This window comes from Bacillus sp. JCM 19034 (genome assembly GCF_001310635.1).
Classification (GTDB): domain Bacteria; phylum Bacillota; class Bacilli; order Bacillales; family Bacillaceae_D; genus Halalkalibacter.
Map to the genome: position 1 here is coordinate 47,465 of NZ_BAXR01000014.1, position 23,303 is coordinate 70,767.

General features: G+C 38.8%; 18 protein-coding genes, 1 tRNA gene and 6 pseudogenes. All 25 read left to right on the top strand.

Annotation, left to right across the window (positions count from 1 at the left end; translation table 11 throughout):
* The first annotated feature begins 3 nt into the window (after nt 1-3).
* The 25 genes and pseudogenes from mazG to lysS all read left to right on the top strand — a co-directional run bounded on the left by mazG (nt 4) and on the right by lysS (nt 23,084).
* Nucleotides 4-1,477, top strand: a pseudogene (gene mazG, locus JCM19034_RS15775) (nucleoside triphosphate pyrophosphohydrolase).
* Nucleotides 1,464-1,721 carry an RNA-binding S4 domain-containing protein gene (locus tag JCM19034_RS15780; protein ID WP_062051234.1) on the top strand — a complete coding sequence of 86 codons (258 nt, stop codon included), beginning with the start codon at nt 1,464-1,466 and terminating at the stop codon, nt 1,719-1,721. The pseudogene mazG and the gene JCM19034_RS15780 overlap by 14 nt, the downstream one beginning before the upstream one ends.
* An 88-nt stretch (nt 1,722-1,809) precedes the next feature.
* Nucleotides 1,810-2,121 carry a sporulation protein YabP gene (gene yabP, locus JCM19034_RS15785; protein ID WP_062051235.1) on the top strand — a complete coding sequence of 104 codons (312 nt, stop codon included), beginning with the start codon at nt 1,810-1,812 and terminating at the stop codon, nt 2,119-2,121.
* On the top strand, nt 2,118-2,687 hold the full coding sequence (gene yabQ, locus JCM19034_RS15790; protein ID WP_062051236.1) for a spore cortex biosynthesis protein YabQ: 570 nt from the start codon (nt 2,118-2,120) through the stop codon (nt 2,685-2,687). The genes yabP and yabQ overlap by 4 nt, the downstream gene beginning before the upstream one ends.
* Nucleotides 2,688-2,707: 20 nt before the next feature.
* A complete protein-coding gene (locus tag JCM19034_RS15795) occupies nt 2,708-3,088 on the top strand; it encodes a septum formation initiator family protein (RefSeq protein WP_062051237.1) in 381 nt (126 codons plus the stop codon).
* Nucleotides 3,089-3,161: 73 nt separating this feature from the next.
* Nucleotides 3,162-3,650 (top strand): S1 domain-containing RNA-binding protein, encoded by a 489-nt coding sequence (locus tag JCM19034_RS15800; RefSeq protein ID WP_062051239.1) that lies wholly within the window; start codon nt 3,162-3,164, stop codon nt 3,648-3,650.
* A gap of 188 nt (nt 3,651-3,838) precedes the next feature.
* A tRNA-Met gene (locus tag JCM19034_RS15805) sits at nt 3,839-3,912 on the top strand.
* Between the two features lie 375 nt (nt 3,913-4,287).
* A pseudogene (gene spoIIE / locus JCM19034_RS15810) lies at nt 4,288-6,758 on the top strand (stage II sporulation protein E).
* A gap of 110 nt (nt 6,759-6,868) precedes the next feature.
* Nucleotides 6,869-7,606, top strand: a complete 738-nt coding sequence (locus tag JCM19034_RS15815) for a VWA domain-containing protein (RefSeq protein WP_062051242.1) — start codon at nt 6,869-6,871, stop codon at nt 7,604-7,606.
* The gene (locus JCM19034_RS15820; RefSeq protein WP_062051263.1) at nt 7,578-8,573 is read left to right on the top strand and encodes a serine/threonine-protein kinase; all 996 of its coding nucleotides are present in this window, start codon (nt 7,578-7,580) and stop codon (nt 8,571-8,573) included. The genes JCM19034_RS15815 and JCM19034_RS15820 overlap by 29 nt, the downstream gene beginning before the upstream one ends.
* 158 nt (nt 8,574-8,731) lie before the next feature.
* Nucleotides 8,732-10,117: a tRNA lysidine(34) synthetase TilS gene (tilS, locus tag JCM19034_RS15825; protein WP_197276426.1), complete on the top strand. Its 1,386-nt coding sequence runs from the start codon at nt 8,732-8,734 to the stop codon at nt 10,115-10,117.
* Nucleotides 10,118-10,161: 44 nt separating this feature from the next.
* Nucleotides 10,162-10,704: a hypoxanthine phosphoribosyltransferase gene (gene hpt / locus JCM19034_RS15830; RefSeq protein ID WP_062051246.1), complete on the top strand. Its 543-nt coding sequence runs from the start codon at nt 10,162-10,164 to the stop codon at nt 10,702-10,704.
* Between the two features lie 68 nt (nt 10,705-10,772).
* Nucleotides 10,773-12,746, top strand: a complete 1,974-nt coding sequence (ftsH, locus tag JCM19034_RS15835; protein WP_062051247.1) for an ATP-dependent zinc metalloprotease FtsH — start codon at nt 10,773-10,775, stop codon at nt 12,744-12,746.
* A gap of 95 nt (nt 12,747-12,841) precedes the next feature.
* Nucleotides 12,842-13,624, top strand: a complete 783-nt coding sequence (locus tag JCM19034_RS15840) for a type III pantothenate kinase (protein WP_062051249.1) — start codon at nt 12,842-12,844, stop codon at nt 13,622-13,624.
* Nucleotides 13,621-14,498: pseudogene (gene hslO / locus JCM19034_RS15845) on the top strand (Hsp33 family molecular chaperone HslO). Before JCM19034_RS15840 ends, hslO begins: the two are co-directional and overlap by 4 nt.
* 104 nt (nt 14,499-14,602) lie before the next feature.
* A pseudogene (cysK, locus tag JCM19034_RS15850) lies at nt 14,603-15,525 on the top strand (cysteine synthase A).
* 187 nt (nt 15,526-15,712) lie between these two features.
* Nucleotides 15,713-17,152: an anthranilate synthase component I family protein gene (locus JCM19034_RS15855; protein WP_082394128.1), complete on the top strand. Its 1,440-nt coding sequence runs from the start codon at nt 15,713-15,715 to the stop codon at nt 17,150-17,152.
* Nucleotides 17,153-17,164: 12 nt separating this feature from the next.
* Nucleotides 17,165-17,743 carry an aminodeoxychorismate/anthranilate synthase component II gene (gene pabA, locus JCM19034_RS15860; protein ID WP_062051251.1) on the top strand — a complete coding sequence of 193 codons (579 nt, stop codon included), beginning with the start codon at nt 17,165-17,167 and terminating at the stop codon, nt 17,741-17,743.
* Nucleotide 17,744: 1 nt separating this feature from the next.
* Nucleotides 17,745-18,593: pseudogene (gene pabC, locus JCM19034_RS15865) on the top strand (aminodeoxychorismate lyase).
* Between the two features lie 5 nt (nt 18,594-18,598).
* Nucleotides 18,599-19,408, top strand: a complete 810-nt coding sequence (gene folP / locus JCM19034_RS15870) for a dihydropteroate synthase (RefSeq protein ID WP_062051254.1) — start codon at nt 18,599-18,601, stop codon at nt 19,406-19,408.
* A gap of 1 nt (nt 19,409) precedes the next feature.
* Nucleotides 19,410-19,802 carry a dihydroneopterin aldolase gene (gene folB / locus JCM19034_RS15875; RefSeq protein WP_062051256.1) on the top strand — a complete coding sequence of 131 codons (393 nt, stop codon included), beginning with the start codon at nt 19,410-19,412 and terminating at the stop codon, nt 19,800-19,802.
* Nucleotides 19,768-20,292, top strand: coding sequence for a 2-amino-4-hydroxy-6-hydroxymethyldihydropteridine diphosphokinase (gene folK / locus JCM19034_RS15880; RefSeq protein WP_062051257.1), 525 nt, complete (start codon nt 19,768-19,770; stop codon nt 20,290-20,292). The genes folB and folK overlap by 35 nt, the downstream gene beginning before the upstream one ends.
* Nucleotides 20,247-20,450, top strand: coding sequence for a helix-turn-helix domain-containing protein (locus JCM19034_RS15885; RefSeq protein ID WP_062051258.1), 204 nt, complete (start codon nt 20,247-20,249; stop codon nt 20,448-20,450). The genes folK and JCM19034_RS15885 overlap by 46 nt, the downstream gene beginning before the upstream one ends.
* 11 nt (nt 20,451-20,461) lie before the next feature.
* A pseudogene (dusB, locus tag JCM19034_RS15890) lies at nt 20,462-21,462 on the top strand (tRNA dihydrouridine synthase DusB).
* 122 nt (nt 21,463-21,584) lie between these two features.
* A complete protein-coding gene (lysS, locus tag JCM19034_RS15895; protein ID WP_062051259.1) occupies nt 21,585-23,084 on the top strand; it encodes a lysine--tRNA ligase in 1,500 nt (499 codons plus the stop codon).
* Nucleotides 23,085-23,303: the final 219 nt, after the last annotated feature.

Here is a 23,303-nt window from a genome sequence, read left to right on the forward strand (position 1 = left end):
AAAATGAAAAAAGTGACAGTGATCGGTTTAGGTGCGGGCGATCTTGACCAAATGCCATTAGGTCTTTATCGCTATATTAAAACGCAAGATAAGCTGCTCGTACGTACGAAGAACCATCCTGCTATTAATGATTTGGAAAAAGAAGGGGTGAAATTCGACTCGTTTGACCATTTGTATGAAGAGCATGATGACTTTGCAGCCGTTTATGAGGCGATTGTTGAACAAATAAAAAAGCAACCAAGTGAAGAAGTTGTTTATGCTGTTCCTGGACATCCTTTTGTAGCAGAAAAAACGGTACAATTATTAAAAGAAGATGATGATGTGACGCTACGGGTGTTAGGAGGGCAAAGCTTTCTAGATGAAATGTACACGGCTTTACAAATTGATCCGATAGAAGGTTGTCAAATTGTGGATGGTACGAATATGAATCGGGATGAACTACAATTGACACATCATATGATCATTGTACAAGTGTACGATGCCTTTATTGCATCGGAAGTGAAACTAACATTAATGGAGCGCTTACCGGATGATTATGAAATCAAGGTGGTAACGGCTGCTGGTTCAAAAGATGAAGTCATTCAAACCATTCCGTTATATGAGTTAGATCACGACTTATCATTGTCAAATTTAACGGCCGTTTATGTTCCACCTGTTCGAGATGAAAAACTATTGTACAGTGAATTTACAACATTGCGTCAAGTCATTGCACAACTGCGCGGGCCGGGAGGTTGTCCTTGGGATCAAAAGCAAACGCATTCCTCATTAAAAAGGTATTTATTAGAAGAGGCGTATGAGGTATTAGAGGCAATTGATGAAGAAGATGATCAACATTTAGTTGAAGAATTAGGTGATGTCCTCTTACAGGTGATGCTTCATGCCCAAATAGGTGAAGACGAGGCTATTTTTCAATTGATGAGGTTATTCGTACGCTAACGGAAAAATGATTCGTCGCCACCCGCATGTGTTCAGTGATATTGAAGTAAGCAACAGTGATGATGTTGTCACAAATTGGGATGAAATCAAACGACAAGAAAAGGGCAAAGACGAGTCAGATGAGCTTTTGCTCGATTCGGTTCCTAAAGGCCTACCCGCGTTGATTGAATCAAGGAAGCTGCAAAAGCAAGCAGCAAAGGTCGGTTTTGATTGGGATGCTGCAGCCCCAATATTCGTCAAGCTACAAGAGGAGATAGGGGAGTTTTTGCAGGAAGTGAAATATGATCGAACTAAAGAAATGAGACAAGAACTGGGCGATATTTTATTTGTTCTTGCCAATTTGGCAAGATTTTATGATATTGATGCGGAAGAAGCTTTATTAGGGGCTAATCAGAAGTTTAGAAGACGTTTCAATTATATCGATGAAACAACGAAAAGGCGTGGGCTATCCATGAGTGAGCTTTCATTAGAAGAGTTAGATGAGATCTGGGATGAAGCAAAACAATTAGAGAAAGAAGGGGAATCATATGAGGCTAGATAAATATCTTAAAGTGTCAAGAATAATAAAAAGAAGAACGTTAGCAAAGGAAGTTTGTGAGCAAGGGCGAATTACGATTAACGGTCAAGTAGCCAAAGCAGGTTCAGCAGTTAAGCCTGGTGATACACTTGTCATTCGCTTTGGACAGAAACTAGTGACGGTCGAAGTCAACGATGTTCAAGACGTTGTTCGTAAAGAACAGGCTGGAATGCTCTATACGATTGTAAAGGAAGAACCCATTTCATAACGAATATTAATAAGTGGTTAGGAGCTTGTTCTAAATAAAATCCATCATTCATACATTTTGAGTAAGAGTGAATGGAGGAGGAATGAGCATGGATAATCAATATGAATATGGAACACCGATGGGTAGAAAAAGAGAAACCAATGATCACGATATTCGCTTAATTGGGAGAAAACAACTCGATATAACTGGTGTGAAGCAAGTTGAGAGCTTTGATAATGAAGAGTTTTTACTTGAAACGGTGATGGGCTTTCTATCTGTTCGCGGTCAAAATTTGCATATGAAAAATTTAAATGTCGATCAAGGGATTGTATCTATAGAAGGGAAAATATACGACCTAATTTATTTAGATCAAAGTCAGCAAGACAAAACTAAAGGATTATTTGGGAAGTTGTTCAAGTGAGTGTAACCGTTCAATTATATACAATCCTATCAATGGTCGGGATGGGACTTTATATAGGTATGGCAATCGATACGTATCATCGGTTGTTAAAGAGTAGAGCCGTTCATTACTGGTTAATGGTGATCAATGACGTTTTATTTTGGATTGTTCAAGCATGTATTGTGTTTTATGTACTTTTACATGTCAACAACGGAGAAGTTCGTTTCGCCATTTTTTTAGCACTGCTATGTGGGTTTGCTGCTTACCAAGCAATATTTCAACGAATTTACTTAAAATGTCTAGAATATATAGTTATGAAACTAATCGCGTTGTATCGGTTTATCATACGACTAATCGTTGCACTATTTATACATCCGGCAAAGTATCTCTTGAAAGTCCTATATACCTTATGTATGATGATATTATCAGCTATTGTAGCTTGTTTACATGGTATATGGAAATGTATTTCCTGGATCGCCAAGCTGTTGTTTAAATGGACAGGTCTTGCGAATCTAGCAAATAAAATAGAAGAGCTTTTGAAAAAAATTAAAGGGTTTTTCCGCTTTAACAAGAACAAAGATGAATAGGTAAAAAGGGAGGGAATAGGATGGTCACAAATCGAATGTCTAGAGTAAGAGAATTAGATAAACAATATATTCAACAAAAAGAACGGGAAATGGAATTCGCAGCTAAAAAACGTCGTGGTCTTATTCGTCGTCTGATCGTTATTGGTATAATAGCAATCGCACTTTTAGGCTTTGGTAGCGTGACGATCTATTCCCAAATGGCAATCGTTGAGGATAAGAAACAAGAAAAGGCTGAATTAGAAACGAATTTAGCTGAATTAAAGCAGGAAGAAGTAATGTTACTGCAAGAAGTGGAAAACTATCAAGATGTATATTACATAGCAGAAATTGCTCGACGTGATTATTATTTAACGATGCCAGGAGAAACATTGTTTAAAATACCTAACATATCAATAGATTGACACATTTTTTTCGATTCGAGTATAATGTAATTAAATGAATATTTTTTGATTTCTTAAGGAGGATCTATTTTTCATGTCAATCGAAGCAGGCAGCAAGTTACAAGGCAAGGTTACCGGTATTACACATTTTGGAGCATTTGTAGAGCTACCCGATGGTTCCACAGGCCTTGTCCATATTAGCGAAGTCGCTGATAATTATGTGAAGGACATTAATGAGTTTTTAAAAGTTGGAGATGAAGTGACAGTAAAGGTTGTAAATGTTGAGAAGGACGGAAAGATTGGTTTATCTATTCGTAAAGCACAGGATCGTCCAGAGCGACCGGCAAACAGCGAACGTCCGACTCGTTCTAGTCAGCAAAGACCGCCACGACCACAAGGTGGAGGGCCACGTCCACAAGGCGGAAGCAGAGGCGGAAGTCAGCGTCAAAATCAATCGCGACCTACTACTTTGTCTTTTGAAGATAAGATGAGCCGGTTCTTAAAAGATAGTGAAGAGCGTATCTCTACCTTGAAACGTCAGACAGAATCAAAACGTGGAGGTCGAGGTGCACGAAGAGGATAACTTGCTGCTAAAGCTCATATCATAAAGATAAACACCGAGGAAGTATTCTCGGTGTTTTGTTGTTTTGATTAAAAGGAAGGATGCTAGGAATCAAAGAAACAAGAGCTTCTCATATTGAAAACAAAATATTGACTTCACAAAATGGTTGTAGTATATTATTACTTGTCGTGATTAAAGCTAATACATATGGCGGTGTAGCTCAGCTGGCTAGAGCGTACGGTTCATACCCGTGAGGTCGGGGGTTCGATCCCCTCCGCCGCTACTAATGAAAGAAGACTATCTCTTTAATGAGGTAGTCTTCTTTGTTTTTGTATGTTAATTCGGGATAGTAACCCTTCCGACTAATTAGATAACAACGATAAGAAAGTATATCTAATGAAGCGTATGAAGGTGTACTGTTTCAAGCAAAACGTGGCAACGTTTCATTTATGATAATTTTCTTTCCCCATCATGTTCAATAATCTCCTAAATTTGGAGCTTTTCTTTGCAGATGGAGGCAGTAGTTTTGGTAAGCGTACCTATTTAAGCCGAATTAAGTCGAACACTTTTTATAGATTGGCTCTTCATTTTGACAAAAACTGTGAGAAAGGCTCGCTATAATGAAACCACGATTCTAGATGAGGTGGTGGAAGTAAGTATGAAAAAAGAAGTAGTCTTAGGACAAGCTCAACTAGTTGGTGGGCAATTTTTAAAGCAGTCAAAAGCGTGGATGCGATCCGTTTTATTTCAGTATGGATTCCTAATTGGAGTTGTAGGTTTCTTGCTTGGGCGTGCGATGATTTTAGCTGAACTAGCCCCATTTGCCCTTCCTTACTTAGCGGCCATTTACATATTAAAGAGGGAACGTGCTGGATTAGCTGCTGTTACTCTCGTGTTAGGAGCACTATCAAGCTATCATGGACAAGCATTTTTCATTGTTATCGCAATATTTATCTATTTCTTGATTTATAAAATTGTTTCACGATATGTGCCTGATTCAACAAAATCTCTACCTTATATGGTGTTTGGGGCAAGTATGCTAACGAGAATCGGTATGGTTTTTATAGTGGAAGGTAGTGTAAGTCAATATGTTTTGATGATGTCGACAGTTGAAGCTGGATTAAGTTTTATTTTGACGATGATTTTCCTGCAAAGTGTCCCTTTAATTACCGAAAGACGCTTTCAACAACCATTACGCAATGAGGAAATCGTTTGTTTAATTATATTATTAGCATCGGTGATGACAGGAACCGTTGGTTGGGCGTTATATGACGTGACCGTTGAGCACGTGTTAGCAAGATATCTCGTCCTTGTATTCGCATTTGTCGGTGGGGCTGCGATTGGTTCGACCGTTGGTGTTGTGACGGGTCTTATTTTGAGCTTAGCGAGTGTGGCGAGCCTCTATCAAATGAGTTTGTTAGCCTTTTCAGGTTTATTAGGAGGTTTATTGAAGGAAGGAAAACGTTTAGGTGTTAGTCTCGGGCTTCTCGTTGGGACATTGTTAATTGGCTTATACGGTGATGGTGCTTCTCTGTTATCAGTGACGTTAGTAGAATCCTGTGTGCGATCCTGATTTTCTTACTAACACCTAAAGGGGTCATTTATTACTTGGCTCGATATATCCCCGGGACTGTAGAGCATTCAAAGGAACAGCAACAATATTTACGAAAATTGCGGGATATAACTGCTGGACGAGTTGAACAATTTTCGTCGTTATTTCAAACATTATCAAATAGCTTTCAAGCATCAGACCGGGTATCAAATGAAGAGGATGAAGAAAGAGAGATGGATTATTTATTAAGTAATGTCACAGAAAAAACGTGCCAGACATGCTTTAAAAAAGAACGATGCTGGGTGAAGAACTTTAATAAAACATATGACTCCATGCAACGAATGATGACTGAAATGGAAAATCAAGGTGAAATAAGAGATCAAGTATTAATGGCAGAATGGAAGCGCCATTGTATAAAACCAGAAAAAGTGATGCATGCAATAGACCAGGAACAGCAGCAATTTCAAGCAAATAAAAAATTGAAAAAACAAGTAATGGAAAGCAGAAGACTTGTAGCTGATCAATTATTAGGGGTCTCTAGAGTAATGGGAGATTTCGCAAAAGAAATTCAACGTGAGAAAGAAGCACATTTCGATCAAGAGGAGCAAATGGTAGAGGCACTACGGAGTGTAGGCTTAGAAGTCGGTCATATCGATATATTTAGTTTGGAAAAAGGCCATACAGAAATTGAGATGAGTGTTGCCAATCAAGGTGAAGGTCATTGCGAGAAGATTATTGCACCGATGATTTCTGATTTATTAAAGGAAACAATTATCGTCAAGAAAGAGGAGAGTGGTTTTTATCCTAACGGTTATAGTCATGTTTCGTTTGCATCAGCTAAACAATTTGTTGTTGATACAGGTGTTGCCCACGTTGCTAAAGGGGGGGCTTGGGTGTCGGGGGATAGCTATTCGACGATTGAGCTCGATACAGGGAAATATGCGATTGCCATTAGTGATGGAATGGGTAATGGAGAACGTGCACATCTTGAAAGTAATGAGACACTACAACTTCTACAGGAAGTATTACAATCGGGAATAGAAGAAACGGTTGCGATTAAATCAGTTAATTCCGTCCTATCATTACGAACAACAGATGAAGTATTTTCAACATTAGACTTAGCGATGATTGACCTCCAAAATGCGAAAACACGCTTCTTGAAAATAGGCTCCATACCAAGTTTTATTAAACGAGGTGAGAGCATTATAAAAATAGAAGCTAGTAACTTACCAATGGGTGTCTTTCAAGAATTTGATGTAGATGTTGTTAATGAACAGCTAAAGCCAGGAGATGTTGTCATTATGATGAGCGATGGAATCTATGATGCACCAAAACAAATTGAAAATAAAGAAATGTGGATGAAGCGTATGATCGGGGAAATTAATACAACGAACCCGCAAGAGGTAGCCGATTTAATATTAGAACGAATTATTCGTCAAGGACAAGGGGATATTGAGGATGATATGACTGTGATTGTTGCAAAAGTTGAGCGAAACACACCGAAATGGTCTGCTATTCCAATGTATAAATCTCCGCACCTTTTTAGAAGACAAACGCAAAAAGCCGCATTATCTTAACAATCATGCTTAGTGTTACTCTAAGTTTCGTTCGACATTATCCGTATGAACGTATAAAACCTTTTAAGCTAGTGAATGATGTTACTATTCAAAGCTTGGAGGGGATTTAGATGAGTAAAGGAACATTAAGGCAAATTCTATTACTGACGGATGGACATTCTAATAATGGCGAAGATCCAGTTGCAATCGCCGCATTAGCTAAAGAACAAGGAGTAACTGTCAACGTTGTCGGAATAATAGATGACAATCATTTAAGTGAAAAAGGGATTGAAGAAGTTGAGGCGATTGCCATGGCAGGTAATGGAGTTAGCCAGATCGTCTATGCAAAGCAATTACCTCAGACCGTACAAATGGTAACACGAAAAGCAATGACACAGACGATTCATGGTGTCGTTAATAAGGAGCTTTCGCAAATACTAGGTGACCAGACAGATATGGAAGATTTACCACCAAATAAACGAGGGGAAGTAATGGAAGTTGTTGATGAGTTAGGTGAAACAATGAATCTTGAAGTCCTTCTATTAGTCGATACAAGTGCTAGTATGAAAAATAAACTTCCAATGGTTCATGAAGCATTAACAGATCTATCGATTAGTTTAACTTCTAGAATGGGAGCAAATCGATTTGCTGTGTATGCCTTTCCTGGAAAGCGGAAAAGTATCGATAAGCTGTTAGATTGGTCACCTCAGCTCCAATCATTATCAAGTCTATTTCAAAAAATATCATCAGGTGGGATGACACCGACAGGTCCAGCATTAAAGGAGGCACTGAGTAAATTTTCGAAAGCAGGTTCAAAAAGGAGTCTGATTGCTAGTGAAGATGAACTATTCAAAGAATCGGGGATGTAGACTAGCTGTTGGTGAAAAATTTCTCGGGAAATGGCACCATAATCCGTATAAAATTATCCGTAAATTAGGAGAAGGAGCAAACGGGACGGTTTACTTAGCAGAATCAAAAAATGGACAAGTGGCACTGAAGGTTGGATTCGATCAAATGTCGATAACATCAGAAGTGAATGTGTTAAAACATTTTTCGAAGGTTCAAAGCCAAAAGCTTGGACCTTCTTTGTTTGATGTTGATGATTTAATGTATGAAAACAGAACATATCCGTTTTATGCAATGGAATACTTAAAAGGACCGGGCTTATTAGAATTTATGCAAACAAGAGGAATTGAGTGGCTCGGTCTTTTAGTTGTACAACTTCTAGGTGACCTTGACCGATTACATCGCTCTGGTTGGGTTTTTGGTGATTTGAAACCAGATAACATGATTGTTGTCGGTCCGCCTGCAAGAATACGGTTGCTAGATGTCGGAGGAGTAACATTAGTTGGACGTTCGATAAAAGAGTTTACTGAGTTTTACGATCGAGGTTATTGGGGCTTAGGGACGAGAAAAGCAGAGCCTAGTTATGATTTATTTGCTGTTGCGATGATTATGTTAAACTGCGTGTATCCGAAACGTTTCGAAAAACAAGGAGATAAACCATTCTTACTGTTAAAGCAGCAGATTGAACGAAAACAAGTTTTAGCTCCATTTAAGCAAGTATTATTAAAAGCTTTGCAAGGAAAATATGAAAAGGCTAGTGTGATGAAAGAAGAGCTATTAAAAGCATTATCAAGCGGTCTGGAATATGAGAAAGTAAAAAAGCCCCCAAGACAAGCAACGAAGAAGCGAACTTCAAAAAGGAAAGAAGCAAAGAAAAGTCATACTAACGATAATAAGGAGAAAAAGCAAAGTTACTTTGTGGAAATCTTTTTGCTTTCCTCTTTTCTTCTACTACTTTATGTCCTATACTTATTTGGACAAATGATGTAAAGGAAATCCCGCGACTTTTATGCTTGGCTGAAAGATACCACTTTCAACCAAGCTAACCCTCTATAAAACTCGGAACGAGGCATTACAGTATATCGCAAGCTTTTTATATCGTTCGTGTAAAATCATAGATGTTTCTTAATAATGAGGTGAGTTTATTGATGGAAGCAGCTGTGTTAGCTTTTATAAAGAAACATCAATTAATAAGAAAAATGCAAACCGTATGGGTCGCAGTATCAGGTGGGCCTGATTCAATGGCACTTCTACATTTATTATGGGTGAACCGTGAGCAATTGAATATTGATGTGCGGGCATGTCATGTTCATCACCAGCTTCGTGGAAAGGAAGCGGATGAGGATGCAGCTTTTATTAAAGAGTTTTGCCAACAACGCTCTATAGAACTTGTCGAGAAAAAGGTGAATGTCAAACAATACGCCTTAGAACAGAGAGTGAGTACTCAAATGGCAGCACGCCACTTGCGTTACCAATGGTTTAATGAATTAGTTCAGAAAATGAAAGGAAGTGTTGTGGCAACTGGGCACCATGGCGATGATCAGATTGAAACGCTGTTAATGAAAATGGTACGAGGAAGCTACGCTTTGAGCCCATATGGAATCTTACCTAAAAGGAGAATAGGGGAATTAGAGATCATTCGCCCTTTTCTTGGAATAACAAAAGCCGAAATTGAGCATTATTGTAATGAAGCTTTCATTACACCGAGAAGGGATTCAAGTAATAAATCTAGAACCTATACAAGGAATCGGTTTAGGGAAGACCTACTACCGCATATGAAAAGGGAAAATCATAACGTTCATTTGCATATGCAGCGGCAAAGTGAATGGGCGCATGAAGATGAGGCTTTTTTATGGAAATTAGCTGAAGAGAAACTACCTTCCATAATTGTTCAAAAAAATGAACAAATCGTTACAATTTCACGCAGTGCATTTGTAGATGAGAACATGCCTTTACAAAGGAGAATGATTCATCTAATATTAAATTATCTCTACGGGAAATATTCTCCATTGGTCACATCTATACATATTGAGCAAGTGATTCACATGATTCAACGTGAAGATCCTGGCGGAGAGCATTATTTGCCTCATTCTTTTTTATTTCAACGCGACTATGATCGTTGTTATTTTATGAAGCAGGCGATGAATAAACAAGCTAATCAATCATATATTCTATCTGTACCTGGTTTTGTGCAGATTGATGAATGGTCTATTCAGGCTCGTATAACAGAGGAAGATCACCAGGAGGCAAGTGATCAAATGATACTCGACTTCGAGCAAGTCATTTTACCTCTTTCTATTCGCTATCGGCTTCCAAATGACCGAATGAACTGCCGTGGGATGGATGGTACGAAGAAAGTGACGCGTTTGTTTATTGATCGAAAAATTCCTAAGAAAGAGAGAGAGACGTGGCCGATTGTTGTTGATGGTGCTGGAACGATTTTATGGGTGCCATTTTTGCATCGATCAAAGGTAGCAAATGCTCATTCTCATACGAAGGAACGTCTCATTTTGACCTGTAAAACAGAGCGATAGTATTTGTCTGTAGATTTGATAGTCACTTAGGAGGTTTATGGAACTTGATGAAAGACGAAATTAAAGAGGTATTGATATCAGAGGAACAAATTCAAAGTAAATGCCTTGAATTAGGTAGAAAAATAACGGAAGAATATGAAGGTCGCTTTCCGCTCGTTATTGGAGTGCTGAAAGGAGCACTTCCGTTTATGGCTGATTTAACGAAACGAATTGATACCCACCTTGAAATGGATTTTATGGATGTGTCAAGCTATGGTAAAGGTACGGTTTCTTCTGGAGAAGTAAAGATTATTAAGGATCTCGATACTTCTGTTGAAGGTCGTGATGTCTTAATTGTCGAAGATATTATTGATAGTGGCTTAACACTTAGTTACTTAGTTGAGCTTTTTCACTATCGTAAAGCTAAATCAGTAAAGGTTGTCACGCTGCTTGATAAACCAGACGGAAGAAAGGTTGATCTTATCCCAGACATAACTGGCTTCACAGTACCAGATGCCTTCGTTGTTGGCTATGGATTAGATTATGCAGAGAAATATCGCAACCTTCCTTACATTGGGGTATTAAAGCCGGAGATTTATGAGAGTTAACATTTGTGATCAAATGAACAGTTGTGGTACGATAATTGAAGTCTTATTGTCGTGGGAGGAGGTTAAGAATGAATCGGATTTTTCGTAATACGATTTTTTATCTACTAATATTTCTTGTCATAATTGGAATTGTGAATGCATTTAATTCCGATCAATCTGAAACAAAGCCTGTAACATATACAGAATTAAGAGAACGAGTCGAGCAACGTCAAGTAAGTGAGATGACGGTTAAGCCAGCTCGTCAAGTATATTTAGTTCGTGGTCAATTTACCGATCAGCAAGAAGGTGAATATTTCGAAACGAACTTATTAGTTAGTGAAGAAACAGCACAGTTTTTAACGGAAGCGGTTGGACCTGATGGAAATCCGCTTGTTGTAGAAATTGAAGGTGCTGACGAGACAAGTGGCTGGGTAACATTCTTTACATCAATTATTCCTTTCATTATTATTTTCATTTTATTCTTCTTCTTATTAAGCCAAGCTCAAGGCGGCGGTAGTCGTGTAATGAACTTTGGTAAGAGTAAAGCTAAGATGGTTAGTGATGAAAAGAAAAAAGCTAAATTTAAAGATGTTGCCGGAGCTGATGAAGAGAAGCAAGAGCTTGTTGAAGTTGTTGAGTTTTTGAAAGACCCACGGAAGTTCTCCGCTATTGGTGCACGTATTCCAAAAGGGGTTCTTCTAGTTGGACCACCGGGTACTGGTAAAACGTTACTTGCACGTGCTGTAGCAGGTGAAGCAGGTGTACCATTCTTCTCGATCAGTGGTTCAGATTTCGTTGAAATGTTCGTTGGTGTCGGTGCATCACGTGTTCGTGATTTATTCGAAAATGCGAAGAAAAACGCACCATGTATTATCTTTATTGATGAGATTGATGCCGTTGGACGTCAGCGTGGGGCTGGTTTAGGTGGGGGTCACGATGAGCGTGAGCAAACATTAAACCAATTGCTAGTTGAAATGGACGGTTTCAGTGCCAATGAAGGAATTATTATTATTGCTGCGACAAACCGTGCTGATATTTTAGATCCAGCATTATTACGTCCGGGTCGATTTGACCGTCAAATTCAAGTAAATCGTCCAGATGTCAAAGGCCGTGAAGAGGTTCTAAAAGTTCATGCCCGCAACAAGCCGTTAAATGATGATGTTAACCTTAATTCAATTGCAGCGAGAACACCTGGCTTTTCTGGAGCAGATCTTGAAAACTTATTAAATGAAGCAGCACTTGTAGCTGCCCGCAATGATCAAACTAAGATTAGTATGATCCATATTGAAGAAGCGATTGACCGAGTTATTGCAGGTCCAGCGAAGAAGAGTCGTGTAATTTCAAAGAAAGAAAAGAATATTGTTGCTTGGCATGAAGCAGGTCATACGGTTGTTGGAGTCAAGCTTGAAAATGCTGATATGGTCCATAAGGTAACGATCGTCCCACGTGGTATGGCTGGTGGATATGCCGTTATGCTACCAAAAGAAGACCGTTATTTTATGACCAAACCAGAGCTATTGGATAAAATTATCGGTTTGCTCGGAGGACGAGTAGCTGAGGAAGTTCAATTTGGTGAAGTAAGTACTGGTGCACATAATGATTTCCAACGTGCTACTGCAATTGCTAGAAAGATGGTTACAGAATACGGTATGAGTGAAAAGCTCGGTCCGATGCAATTTGGATCAAATTCCGGTGGGCAAGTATTTCTAGGTCGTGATATTCAAAATGAGCAAAATTATAGTGAGGCCTTTGCCCATGAAATTGATTTAGAGGTTCAACGTATTATTAAGGAATGCTATGAGCGTTGTCGTCAAATCTTAACTGAGAATAAAGCAAGTCTAGATCTTGTAGCAGAAACGTTACTTGAAATCGAGACACTTGATGCTGAACAAATTAAATCGTTAATTAACGAAGGTAAGCTGCCAGATGATCATCATATGAATCGCCATAATCAAAAAGGCGAGGAAAGCAATGGTGACGTGAAGGTAAATATCCAAACAAAACAAGAAGATCAAGTAGATCTAACCGAGGACAAAGATTCAGCACCAAAAAAAGATGAATAATCTTTGCTAAAAAAGACGAATAGGGTGTCTCATAAGGTCAAACCTTATGGGGCACTTTTTTTCGATGTATTTGCGGTCATGTAGGGGGTTTTCGTTTGATTGTAATGATTGATGTAGGAAATTCGAACATTGTGATAGGAGGATATGAAGACAACGAATTAAAATATACTTGGCGTATAGCAACGAGTAGAGAGAAGACAGAAGATGAATACGCAATGATCATTAAAGCGTTATTTGAACAAGAACAACTTCGCCTTACTATGGTTGAAGGTATGATTATTTCGTCCGTTGTCCCACCTATTATGTATACATTGGAATTAATGTGTACGAAGTATTTTCACCAAAAACCGTTAATAATAGGACCGGGTATTAAAACCGGCTTGAACATTAAATATGATAACCCAAAAGAAGTTGGAGCTGATCGTATTGTTAACGCTGTTGCTGGTATAAGCTTATATGGTGCTCCATTAATTATCGTAGATTTTGGTACGGCCACGACCTTTTGTTATATTAATGAATATAAGCAATATATGGGAGGAGCCATTGTACCGGGGCTATCGATATCAGCAGAGGCATTGTATATGAGAGCAGCAAAGTTACCACGAATTGAGTTGTCGAAGCCTGAGCAAGTGATCGGTAAAAATACAGTACATGCTATGCAATCAGGTATTTATTATGGTTATGTTAGTCAAGTTGATGGTATGGTAAGGCGAATGAAGGCTACGGCTGAAACGAATCCAACTGTAATCGCTACAGGAGGTTTGGCAGAATTAATATTTAAAGAAACAGAAACGATCGATTTCGTTGATCCATACTTGACATTAAAAGGGTTAAAAATAATTTATGATAAGAACAAAAAAGGTAGGCGAGAACAATGAGTGATTATTTAATAAAAGCAACAGCGTTTGATGGTAAAGTACGGGCATATTCGTTAGTAGCAACGGACATGGTCAATGAAGCCGTACGACGTCAAGGAACATGGCCGACTGCTTCAGCTGCTTTGGGACGTACGATGATGGCAGGTACGATGATGGCAATGATGTTAAAAGGTAATGAAAAGATGACCATTAAGGTAGAAGGAAATGGCCCGATTGGAGCATCATTGTTGATGCTAATGCTAAAGGGGAAACTAGAGGATATGTAACAAATCCACAAGTTCATTTTGATCTAAACGAACATGGTAAATTGGATGTTGCACGAGCTGTTGGGACAGAGGGTTACTTGTCTGTAGTGAAAGATTTAGGGTTAAAAGAGCATTTTACGGGAAGTGTTCCAATCGTATCTGGTGAGTTAGGTGAAGATTTTACGTATTATTTTGCATCTTCAGAACAAACACCTTCCTCTGTTGGTGTTGGAGTTTTAGTTAACCCTGACAATACCATACTTGCTGCCGGTGGCTTCATTATTCAACTTATGCCAGGAGCCGACGATACAATTATCGAAAAAATAGAAAAGCGTCTATCGACGATTCCACCTATTTCCAAGTTAATTGAGCGAGGTATGTCTCCTGAGGAAATCATACATTCGTTATTAGGTGAAGAAAATGTAAAAATGTTGGAGAAGTCACCTATTACCTTTAAATGCTACTGCTCGAAGGAACGGATTGAAAATGCCATTATTAGTTTAGGTGCCGATGAAATTAAGAGTATGATTGAAGAAGATCATGGTGCAGAAACTAGATGTCATTTTTGTAATGAAGTTTATACTTTTTCAGAAGAAGAGTTAAAGGTACTACTCGCACAAGTTAAATAAATATAAATTTTAAAACGTTTGGATTGACACTTTAATGGCTGTTTGGTACTATTAATTTAACAAAACCAATAAATTTACTAGGAATTAAAGGGGGAACTATTTCCATGAAGGTTGTTCAATCGATTACTGATTTAATTGGTCAAACTCCGTTAGTGAAATTAAACCGTCTCGTTACTGATAAGCATGCAGATGTCTATTTAAAGCTTGAATATATGAATCCAGGAAGCTCAGTTAAGGATCGTATCGCACTTGCGATGATTGAAGCTGCAGAAAAAGCTGGAAAATTAACAGCGGATACGGTTATTGTTGAGCCGACTAGTGGAAATACTGGGATTGGCCTAGCAATGGTTGCTGCTGCTAAAGGTTATAAAACAAAGCTTGTTATGCCTGAAACAATGAGTATGGAGCGTCGTAATTTATTGCGTGCTTACGGTGCTGAGCTCGTATTAACTCCAGGACCAGAAGGTATGGGTGGAGCGATTCGTAAGGCGACTGAGCTTGCTCAAGAAGAAGGCCACTTTATGCCTCAGCAATTTGAAAATGAAGCTAACCCAGAAATTCATCGTAATACAACAGGTAAAGAATTACTTGAACAAGTAGATGGCCAAATTGACGGATTTGTATCAGGGATAGGTACAGGTGGTACAATTACAGGTGCGGGTGGATTTTTAAAAGAGCACTATCCTAACCTACACATTGCCGCAGTTGAGCCTGCTGATTCTCCAATTCTTTCAGGTGGAAATCCAGGACCGCATAAAATCCAAGGTATCGGAGCAGGTTTCGTACCGAAAATTTTAGATACAGATGTTTATGATGAGGTTATTCAAGTAACGAATGATCAAGCGTTTGAATATGCCGTCGTGCGGCACGTGAGGAAGGAATTCTTGGTGGAATTTCATCAGGAGCGGCAATTTATGCTGCGCTTCAGTTAGCTGAAAAGCTTGGAGCAGGTAAAAAGGTTGTTGCCATCATACCATCAAACGGTGAGCGTTACTTAAGTACTCCGTTATATCAATTCGAAGACTAAGAAAAGGCAGCAAATAAAAGATATCGGAATGCATTCAATGCTTCCGGTATCTTTTTTTAAAAGGAAATTGAATCAAGGAACTTTTCTAAAAAGCCGCTAGATATCGTACGACAGAATGGAAGCTGTCTTTTCATTATCTCTATTCTCATGTAGAATAGACGAAAGGAAATGAGTAGAGGTGAGATGGGTGTCCAATCAAGTGAAGAGGCTCAAAAAAGCAAAGTCTTTTCTTCTTCATGAAAAGAAATGGTATCAGCGTTACACAGAGCTTGCTAGTGCTCACCCGCATCATGTTTTGCTTGAAAGTGGGCGAGGTGGTCGCTATAGCATCATGGGGTTACATCCTTTTGCTGTCATAAACGGAAAAGGAAGAACATTAACCATTGAAGATCAAAGTGGTGTAAAGGAGAAGCAAGGTGCTTTGTTGGACCTTTTTCAGGAGGTGCTAGCACCATACTGTGAACCAACCATTCCTGAGCTACCGCCTTTTCAAGGTGGGGCAATAGGCTATCTTAGCTACGACATCGTCCGTGAGATAGAACGTTTACCGATTGAAGCGGAAGATGATCTTCGTTTACCAGATCTATATTTTATGCTCTTTGATGATGTGTTTATATATGATCACGATAAGAAGACAATGTGGGTGATTGTACATGGACAAAAGGATGAAGTCGAGAAGTTAGAGAAACGTCTACAAATGTATGAACAGCAATGGACAATGAATGGTAAAGATAAACAGCATAATTCATTGAAATTAGGCGACAGTTTAGGGAAGGTTCAGTCATCTTTATCAGAAGAAGCCTTCTGCAAGGCTGTGAAGCATATTCAGGATTATATTGCTGCCGGTGATGTGTTTCAAGTTAATTTATCAGTTCGCCAACAAAAGCCATTAAATGTACCACCTTTTGAGGTGTATAGTCGGCTTAGGAAGCTGAACCCGTCTCCTTATATGAGTTATTTACACACACCTGACTTTCAATTTGTTAGTGCTTCACCAGAGCTGTTAGTCAAAAAGATTGGAAATCAGCTTTCGACAAGGCCGATTGCTGGAACAAGGTCGCGTGGGAAAGATGAACAAGAAGATCGAGAATTGGCAGGTACATTGATAAATAATGAAAAGGAACGAGCAGAGCATGTGATGCTCGTTGATCTGGAGCGAAATGACTTAGGGAGAGTTTCTGCTTATGGTACCGTTGAAGTGGATGAATTAATGGTTATTGAAAAATATTCACATGTTCAGCATATTGTTTCGAATGTGAAGGGAACATTAGCAGATGGGAATACGTTGTATGATGTCATTCGTGCGACGTTCCCTGGTGGTACGATAACGGGTGCTCCGAAAGTTCGGACGATGGAAATTATTGAGGAATTAGAACCAGTTCGGCGCTCCATTTATACAGGGTCCATTGGGTGGATCGGTTTTGATGAAAATATGGAATTGAATATTGCCATACGAACGATGATTTGTAAAGATGGACAGGCTTATGTACAGGCGGGAGCAGGTATTGTGATTGATTCGGTACCAGAGAATGAATATAAAGAGTCATTAAAGAAGGCAAGAGCACTTTGGAAAGCATTAGAAATGAGTGAAGACGAGTTGAGAGCAAATACAGTTCAGATGAGTTGAGGAGGAAATAAAATGATTTTAATGATTGATAACTACGATTCGTTTACGTATAACCTTGTTCAGTATTTAGGAGAAATGGGCCATGAGCTTATTGTAAAGCGTAATGACCAAATTACAATTGAAGAAATTAAAGAGCTTTCACCGGATTATTTAATGATTTCACCTGGCCCTTGTAGTCCAAATGAAGCTGGTATTAGTCTTGAGGCTATCTCAACCTTTGCAGGGGAAATTCCGATTTTTGGCGTCTGCCTCGGGCATCAATCAATTGCCCAAGTATTTGGTGGAGATGTTGTACGTACGGATCGGTTAATGCATGGAAAGACTTCGGACATTTTGCACAAGGGTGAAACCGTATTTAAAGGTTTAACAAGTCCGCTAACTGCTACAAGGTATCATTCACTAATCGTAAAAAAAGAAACGCTGCCTGACTGTTTTGATATAACGGCTGAAACAGAAGAAGGGGAGATTATGGCGATTCGCCATAAGGAATTACCTGTGGAAGGTGTACAATTTCATCCCGAATCAATTATGACTGATCAAGGGAAAACGATGCTACGAAACTTTATTGAAACATATGGCAAGGAGAATTGACGTGTTCATCTACGTTAACGGAGAATTTGTCAACCAAGAAGAGGCAAGAATATCACCATACGATCATGGTTTCTTATATGGCCTCGGTTTATTTGAGACGTTTGCTGTTGTAGATGGTCATCCATTTTTGCTGGATGACCATTTTCGACGTTTGCATAGTGGACTTTCTGATTTACAAATACAATGGACATACTCACGATCAGATGTGATGAATGTAGTACAGGAGCTATTAGATCGAAATGACCTAACAAATGCTTATGTGCGTTGGAATGTTTCAGCTGGGAATGAGGATGTAGCTTGTATACGGGGGTATATAGTAAGCCATCTACTATTGTATTTGTAAAGCCGTTACCAAAACGTCCAAATGAAAAAGAAAGCACAATTTCTTCAGATAAGAAGAAATACACCTGAAGGTTCTAGAAGATTAAAATCACATCATTACTTAAATAACCTTTTAGCAAAGAGAGAGCTTGGAGATCGTGCAAACGTAGAAGGGATATTTTTGACAGAACAGGGCTATGTAGCCGAAGGAATTGTTTCAAATGTATTTTGGATTAAAAACAAAATCGTTTTCACCCCCGATTTGGATACAGGAATTTTAAACGGGATTACTAGACAGTTTGTGTTGCAACAATTAACGGAATGGGGCATACCGTGTGAAATTGGTTTTTTCCGTCCAGCTGATGTTATAGAAGCGGATGAGGTTTTTATGACAAATTCAATTCAAGAGGTAGTTCCACTTTATTTTGAAGATGATGTGAAAAGTACGGCGATCGTGACAAGATTACAAGCGTCCTTTGAAAAATACCGGACGTGTTTATGGAGCTGTGACGAGTTGAATAGAGGGTGATATCAATGGAAAAGTGGCAAAATAAATTAAAAACAAAAACCTTAATTATGGGGATTTTAAATGTGACCCCAGATTCATTCTCTGATGGAGGTCGTTATCATAACGAGGAATTAGCTATCACTCAAGCAAAGCGAATGGTAGCAGAGGGTGCCGATATCATTGATATTGGTGGTGAATCAACGAGGCCTGGAGCGACATTTGTTGAAGCAGAGCAAGAGCTAGAGCGAGTGTTGCCGATTATAAGAGCCGTGGCTAATGAAGTTGATGTCCCCATTTCAATCGATACGTACAAGGCCGCAGTGGCGAGAGAAGCCATTAATGCCGGAGCAACAATTATAAATGATGTGTGGGGAGCAAAATGGGATAAGGATATTGCCCATGTAGCTGCAGAGTATGATGTTCCGATCGTCTTAACACATAATCGAAAAAATGCTCAATATCGAAATTTATTGAAAGATATTGTTGCTGATTTACAAGAAAGCATTTCTCTTTGTAAACAGGCAGGTATTAGAGAAGAAAACCTTATATTAGATCCAGGAATTGGTTTTGCAAAAACGTATGAGGAAAATATGGAGGTCATGCGTCATTTAGAAGATATTGTTGCAATAGGCTATCCTGTTTTATTAGGAACATCGAGAAAGTCGATTATTGCAAAAACATTAAACCTTCCAGTCGATGAACGAATGGAAGGGACGGGGGCTACCGTTTGTTATGGTGTTATGAAAGGCTGTTCTATTATGCGTGTTCACGATGTGAAGGAAATGGCCAGAATGACAGCGATGATGGATGGTTTAATAAGGAAGGGTGAATCATAGTTTGGATCGAATCTACTTAAATGAGCTACTGTTTTATGGTTACCATGGCGTCTTTCCTGAAGAACAAAAATTAGGACAACGCTACATAGTTGATGTAGTGATGGCGCTGGATCTAAAAAAAGCAGGCCAAACAGATGAATTGGATTATACGATTGATTATGGTGATGCTTACAAACGGATACAATCAATTGTGGAAGGAAAGCCTTTTAAATTAATTGAGGTTGTCGCTGAAAAAATCGCCGAAGAGTTATTACAGTCGTACTCGATTCTTCATGAATGTACGGTTAAGGTCACGAAACCTAATCCACCGATTGACGGACAATACAAATCCGTTGCTGTTGAAGTAACGAGGGGCACAAATGAAACATACAGCATACATTGCATTAGGCTCTAACATTGGAGAACGTCACTTATATTTGGAGAAAGCGATTATACTACTTAATAAAGAGGAAGAAATTAAAGTGTACAAGCAATCATCCATTTATGAAACCGACCCAGTAGGTTATGAAGATCAACAACGTTTTTTAAATATGGTAGTAGAAATTCAGACAAGCTTAACAAGTGAACAATTATTGGAAAAAACACAGCAGATCGAAAGAAGTTGTGGTCGAACAAGAGAAATTAAATGGGGACCTCGTACAATAGATCTTGACATTCTGCTCTATGACCAAGAAAATATGGAGATGGAGCATTTAATGATTCCTCATCCTAGGATGTGGGAACGTGCTTTCGTGTTGGAGCCGTTGAAAGAAATAGCACCAGCTTTTTATATTGCTGATAAAGGTAAGACTGTAAGTGAACTTTATAATGAATTACCAGAAAAAGAAGGTGTGAAAGTATGGAAGGTAACTGTGGTCGACGAATCCGTGCGTTTCGAAAGTTAAAGGGCTATACACAACAACGGTTTGCTGAAAAGGTAGGTTTATCATTATCCGTACTTGGTGAGATAGAGCGCGAGAGTCGCTACCCAACAGAGGAGCAGCTTGAACGGATTGCAGCAACATTAGGAGTTGCTATAGATGAAGTGAAGGGGGAAATTTAGGAGGTGAAAGCTTGTTACAAATAGGTTCTATTAAAATGAAAAACCAGGTCGTACTAGCACCAATGGCAGGTGTTTGTAACCCGGCATTTCGTTTAATTGCAAAAGAGTTCGGTGCTGGCTTAGTTTGTGCCGAATGGTGAGTGATAAGGCGATCTTGCATAAGAATGAGAGATCATTAAGTATGTTATATGTTGATGAACGCGAGAAGCCGTTGAGCTTACAAATTTTCGGTGGTGAAAAAGAGACTCTCGTCGAGGCGGCAAAGTTCGTTGATCAAAATACAAATGCTGATATTATCGATATTAATATGGGTTGTCCAGTTCCAAAGATTACGAAATGTGATGCAGGGGCTAAATGGCTATTAGATCCTAACAAGATTTATGAAATGGTTGCAGCAACTGTTGATGCTGTGAAGAAGCCTGTAACCGTTAAAATGAGAATGGGTTGGGATGAAGATCATATTTATGCCGTTGAAAACGCACAAGCAGTAGAACGTGCAGGGGGAAGTGCCATTGCATTGCATGGACGAACACGTGTCCAAATGTACGAAGGTGTGGCAAATTGGGATATTATTAAAGAAGTTAAAGAAGCGATATCAATTCCTGTCATCGGAAATGGGGATGTGAAAACACCTGAGGATGCTAAGCGTATGCTTGATGAGACTGGTGTTGATGGTGTTATGATTGGACGAGCAGCTTTGGGTAATCCATGGATGCTGTATCAAACGATTAATTATTTAGAGCATGGAGTAACACCTAATGAGCCGACACCGAGAGAGAAGATCGATGTTTGTATGCTGCATTTAGATCGGTTAATCGCATTAAAAGGAGAAAATGTTGCAGTACGTGAAATGCGTAAGCATGCTGCATGGTATTTAAAAGGAATGCAAGGTAGTGGTCGTATTCGTGATCAAATTAATCAGTTTGCAACGAGAGAAGATGTTTTTGAAACGCTATATGGATATATTGAACAACTTGAGGAGCAGATGGCCGAGAAGTCAAGTGCTGTTTGACTTTTCTCGTACTCTTCACTATAATTCGTTTGTGATAAGTATACTGCCAGTGTTTGTCACTGGCAGTTTTTCTACATAGAATCGGACTTATGAGCATGATAAAAATGTAAGGAGTGAAGCAAATGTCTCAGGAGCTTGAATTAAATGAATTATTAACGGTAAGACGCGATAAGCTAAAGCAATTACAAGAAAAAGGGATTGACCCTTTTGGTGAAAAGTTTGAACGTAGTCATACAGCTAAGAAAATGAATGAACAGTTCGGTGTATTAGATAAGGAAACGTTAGATGAACAGGCAAATGAAGTAATTCTTGCTGGGAGAATTATGACAAAGCGTGGTAAAGGGAAAGCTGGTTTTGCTCATATTCAAGATTTAACAGGACAAGTACAAATTTATGTTCGTAAAGATGCAGTTGGTGATGATGCGTATGATTTATTTAATACGATTGATATCGGTGATATTGTTGGAGTTAAAGGAACGGCGTTTAAAACAAAGGTTGGGGAACTATCGATAAAAGTACAAAGTTTTACATTGCTTTCTAAATCCTTACGTCCATTACCAGACAAATTCCACGGCTTAAAAGATATCGAACAACGCTATCGTCAACGTTACGTTGATTTAATCGTAAATCCGGAAGTTCGCGATACGTTTGTTATGCGTAGTCGTATTTTACAATCTATGCGTCGCTATTTAGATTCAAACGGCTATCTAGAAGTAGAGACACCAACTATGCATTCTATTGCAGGAGGAGCATCAGCTCGTCCGTTCGTCACTCATCATAATGCGTTAGACATGACACTATATATGAGAATTGCAATCGAACTTCACTTAAAACGACTTATTGTCGGTGGGTTAGAAAAGGTTTATGAAATTGGTCGAGTGTTTCGTAATGAAGGTGTATCAACAAGACATAATCCAGAATTTACGATGATTGAGTTATATGAAGCTTATGCTGATTATCATGATATTATGGAACTAACTGAAAACCTCGTAGCTCATATTGCACAAGATGTTTTAGGCACAACTAAGATTACGTATGGAGATCATGAAGTTGATCTAACTCCTAAGTGGAAAAGAATTCATATGGTCGATGCTATTAAAGAGAAGACAGGCGTAGACTTTTGGCAGCAAATGAGTGACGAAGAAGCACGTAAAATTGCTAAAGAACACAATGTACATGTGAAAGAGACAATGACGTTTGGACATGTCGTAAATGAATTTTTTGAACAATTTGTTGAGGAAGGACTTATTCAACCTACATTTGTCTATGGTCATCCAGTTGCGATTTCGCCATTAGCAAAGAAAAATGCTGATGACGAACGATTCACGGATCGATTTGAATTATTTATCGTTGGTCGAGAACACGCTAATGCATTTACAGAATTAAATGATCCAATTGATCAAAGACAACGCTTTGAACAACAATTAGTTGAACGTGAGCAAGGAGATGACGAAGCTCATATGATGGATGAAGATTTTGTTGAGGCGTTAGAATATGGTATGCCACCAACTGGCGGGCTCGGTATCGGGATTGACCGTTTAGTTATGCTTCTAACTAATTCCCCATCGATTCGTGATGTATTATTATTCCCACAAATGAGACATAGAGAGCAATCTGAATAAAATAATGTTGCTAGGTTCCTTGAATAGGGGAACCTAGCAATACCAAATTTTATCTTATAACTTTTTTAAAAAGTACTTGCATAATACAGTCGAATAATGTTATATTATTTCTTGTCGCTAAGACGTTAAAAAAATATCAAAAAAAAGATTTGACAAACAAATTTGAATTTGATATGATAATAAAGTCGCTGTTAAACGAAAAGCGATTGAAAATAGCAC

What these genes read in the sequence shown, in the direction of transcription:
- JCM19034_RS15780 (WP_062051234.1), top strand. Translation starts at nt 1,464, where the DNA reads ATGAGGCTAGATAAATATCTTAAAGTGTCAAGAATAATAAAAAGAAGA.
- yabP (WP_062051235.1), top strand. Translation starts at nt 1,810, where the DNA reads ATGGATAATCAATATGAATATGGAACACCGATGGGTAGAAAAAGAGAA.
- JCM19034_RS15795 (WP_062051237.1), top strand. Translation starts at nt 2,708, where the DNA reads ATGGTCACAAATCGAATGTCTAGAGTAAGAGAATTAGATAAACAATAT.
- JCM19034_RS15800 (WP_062051239.1), top strand. Translation starts at nt 3,162, where the DNA reads ATGTCAATCGAAGCAGGCAGCAAGTTACAAGGCAAGGTTACCGGTATT.
- JCM19034_RS15815 (WP_062051242.1), top strand. Translation starts at nt 6,869, where the DNA reads ATGAGTAAAGGAACATTAAGGCAAATTCTATTACTGACGGATGGACAT.
- JCM19034_RS15820 (WP_062051263.1), top strand. Translation starts at nt 7,578, where the DNA reads ATGAACTATTCAAAGAATCGGGGATGTAGACTAGCTGTTGGTGAAAAA.
- tilS (WP_197276426.1), top strand. Translation starts at nt 8,732, where the DNA reads ATGGAAGCAGCTGTGTTAGCTTTTATAAAGAAACATCAATTAATAAGA.
- ftsH (WP_062051247.1), top strand. Translation starts at nt 10,773, where the DNA reads ATGAATCGGATTTTTCGTAATACGATTTTTTATCTACTAATATTTCTT.
- pabA (WP_062051251.1), top strand. Translation starts at nt 17,165, where the DNA reads ATGATTTTAATGATTGATAACTACGATTCGTTTACGTATAACCTTGTT.
- folP (WP_062051254.1), top strand. Translation starts at nt 18,599, where the DNA reads ATGGAAAAGTGGCAAAATAAATTAAAAACAAAAACCTTAATTATGGGG.
- folK (WP_062051257.1), top strand. Translation starts at nt 19,768, where the DNA reads ATGAAACATACAGCATACATTGCATTAGGCTCTAACATTGGAGAACGT.
- JCM19034_RS15885 (WP_062051258.1), top strand. Translation starts at nt 20,247, where the DNA reads ATGGAAGGTAACTGTGGTCGACGAATCCGTGCGTTTCGAAAGTTAAAG.
- lysS (WP_062051259.1), top strand. Translation starts at nt 21,585, where the DNA reads ATGTCTCAGGAGCTTGAATTAAATGAATTATTAACGGTAAGACGCGAT.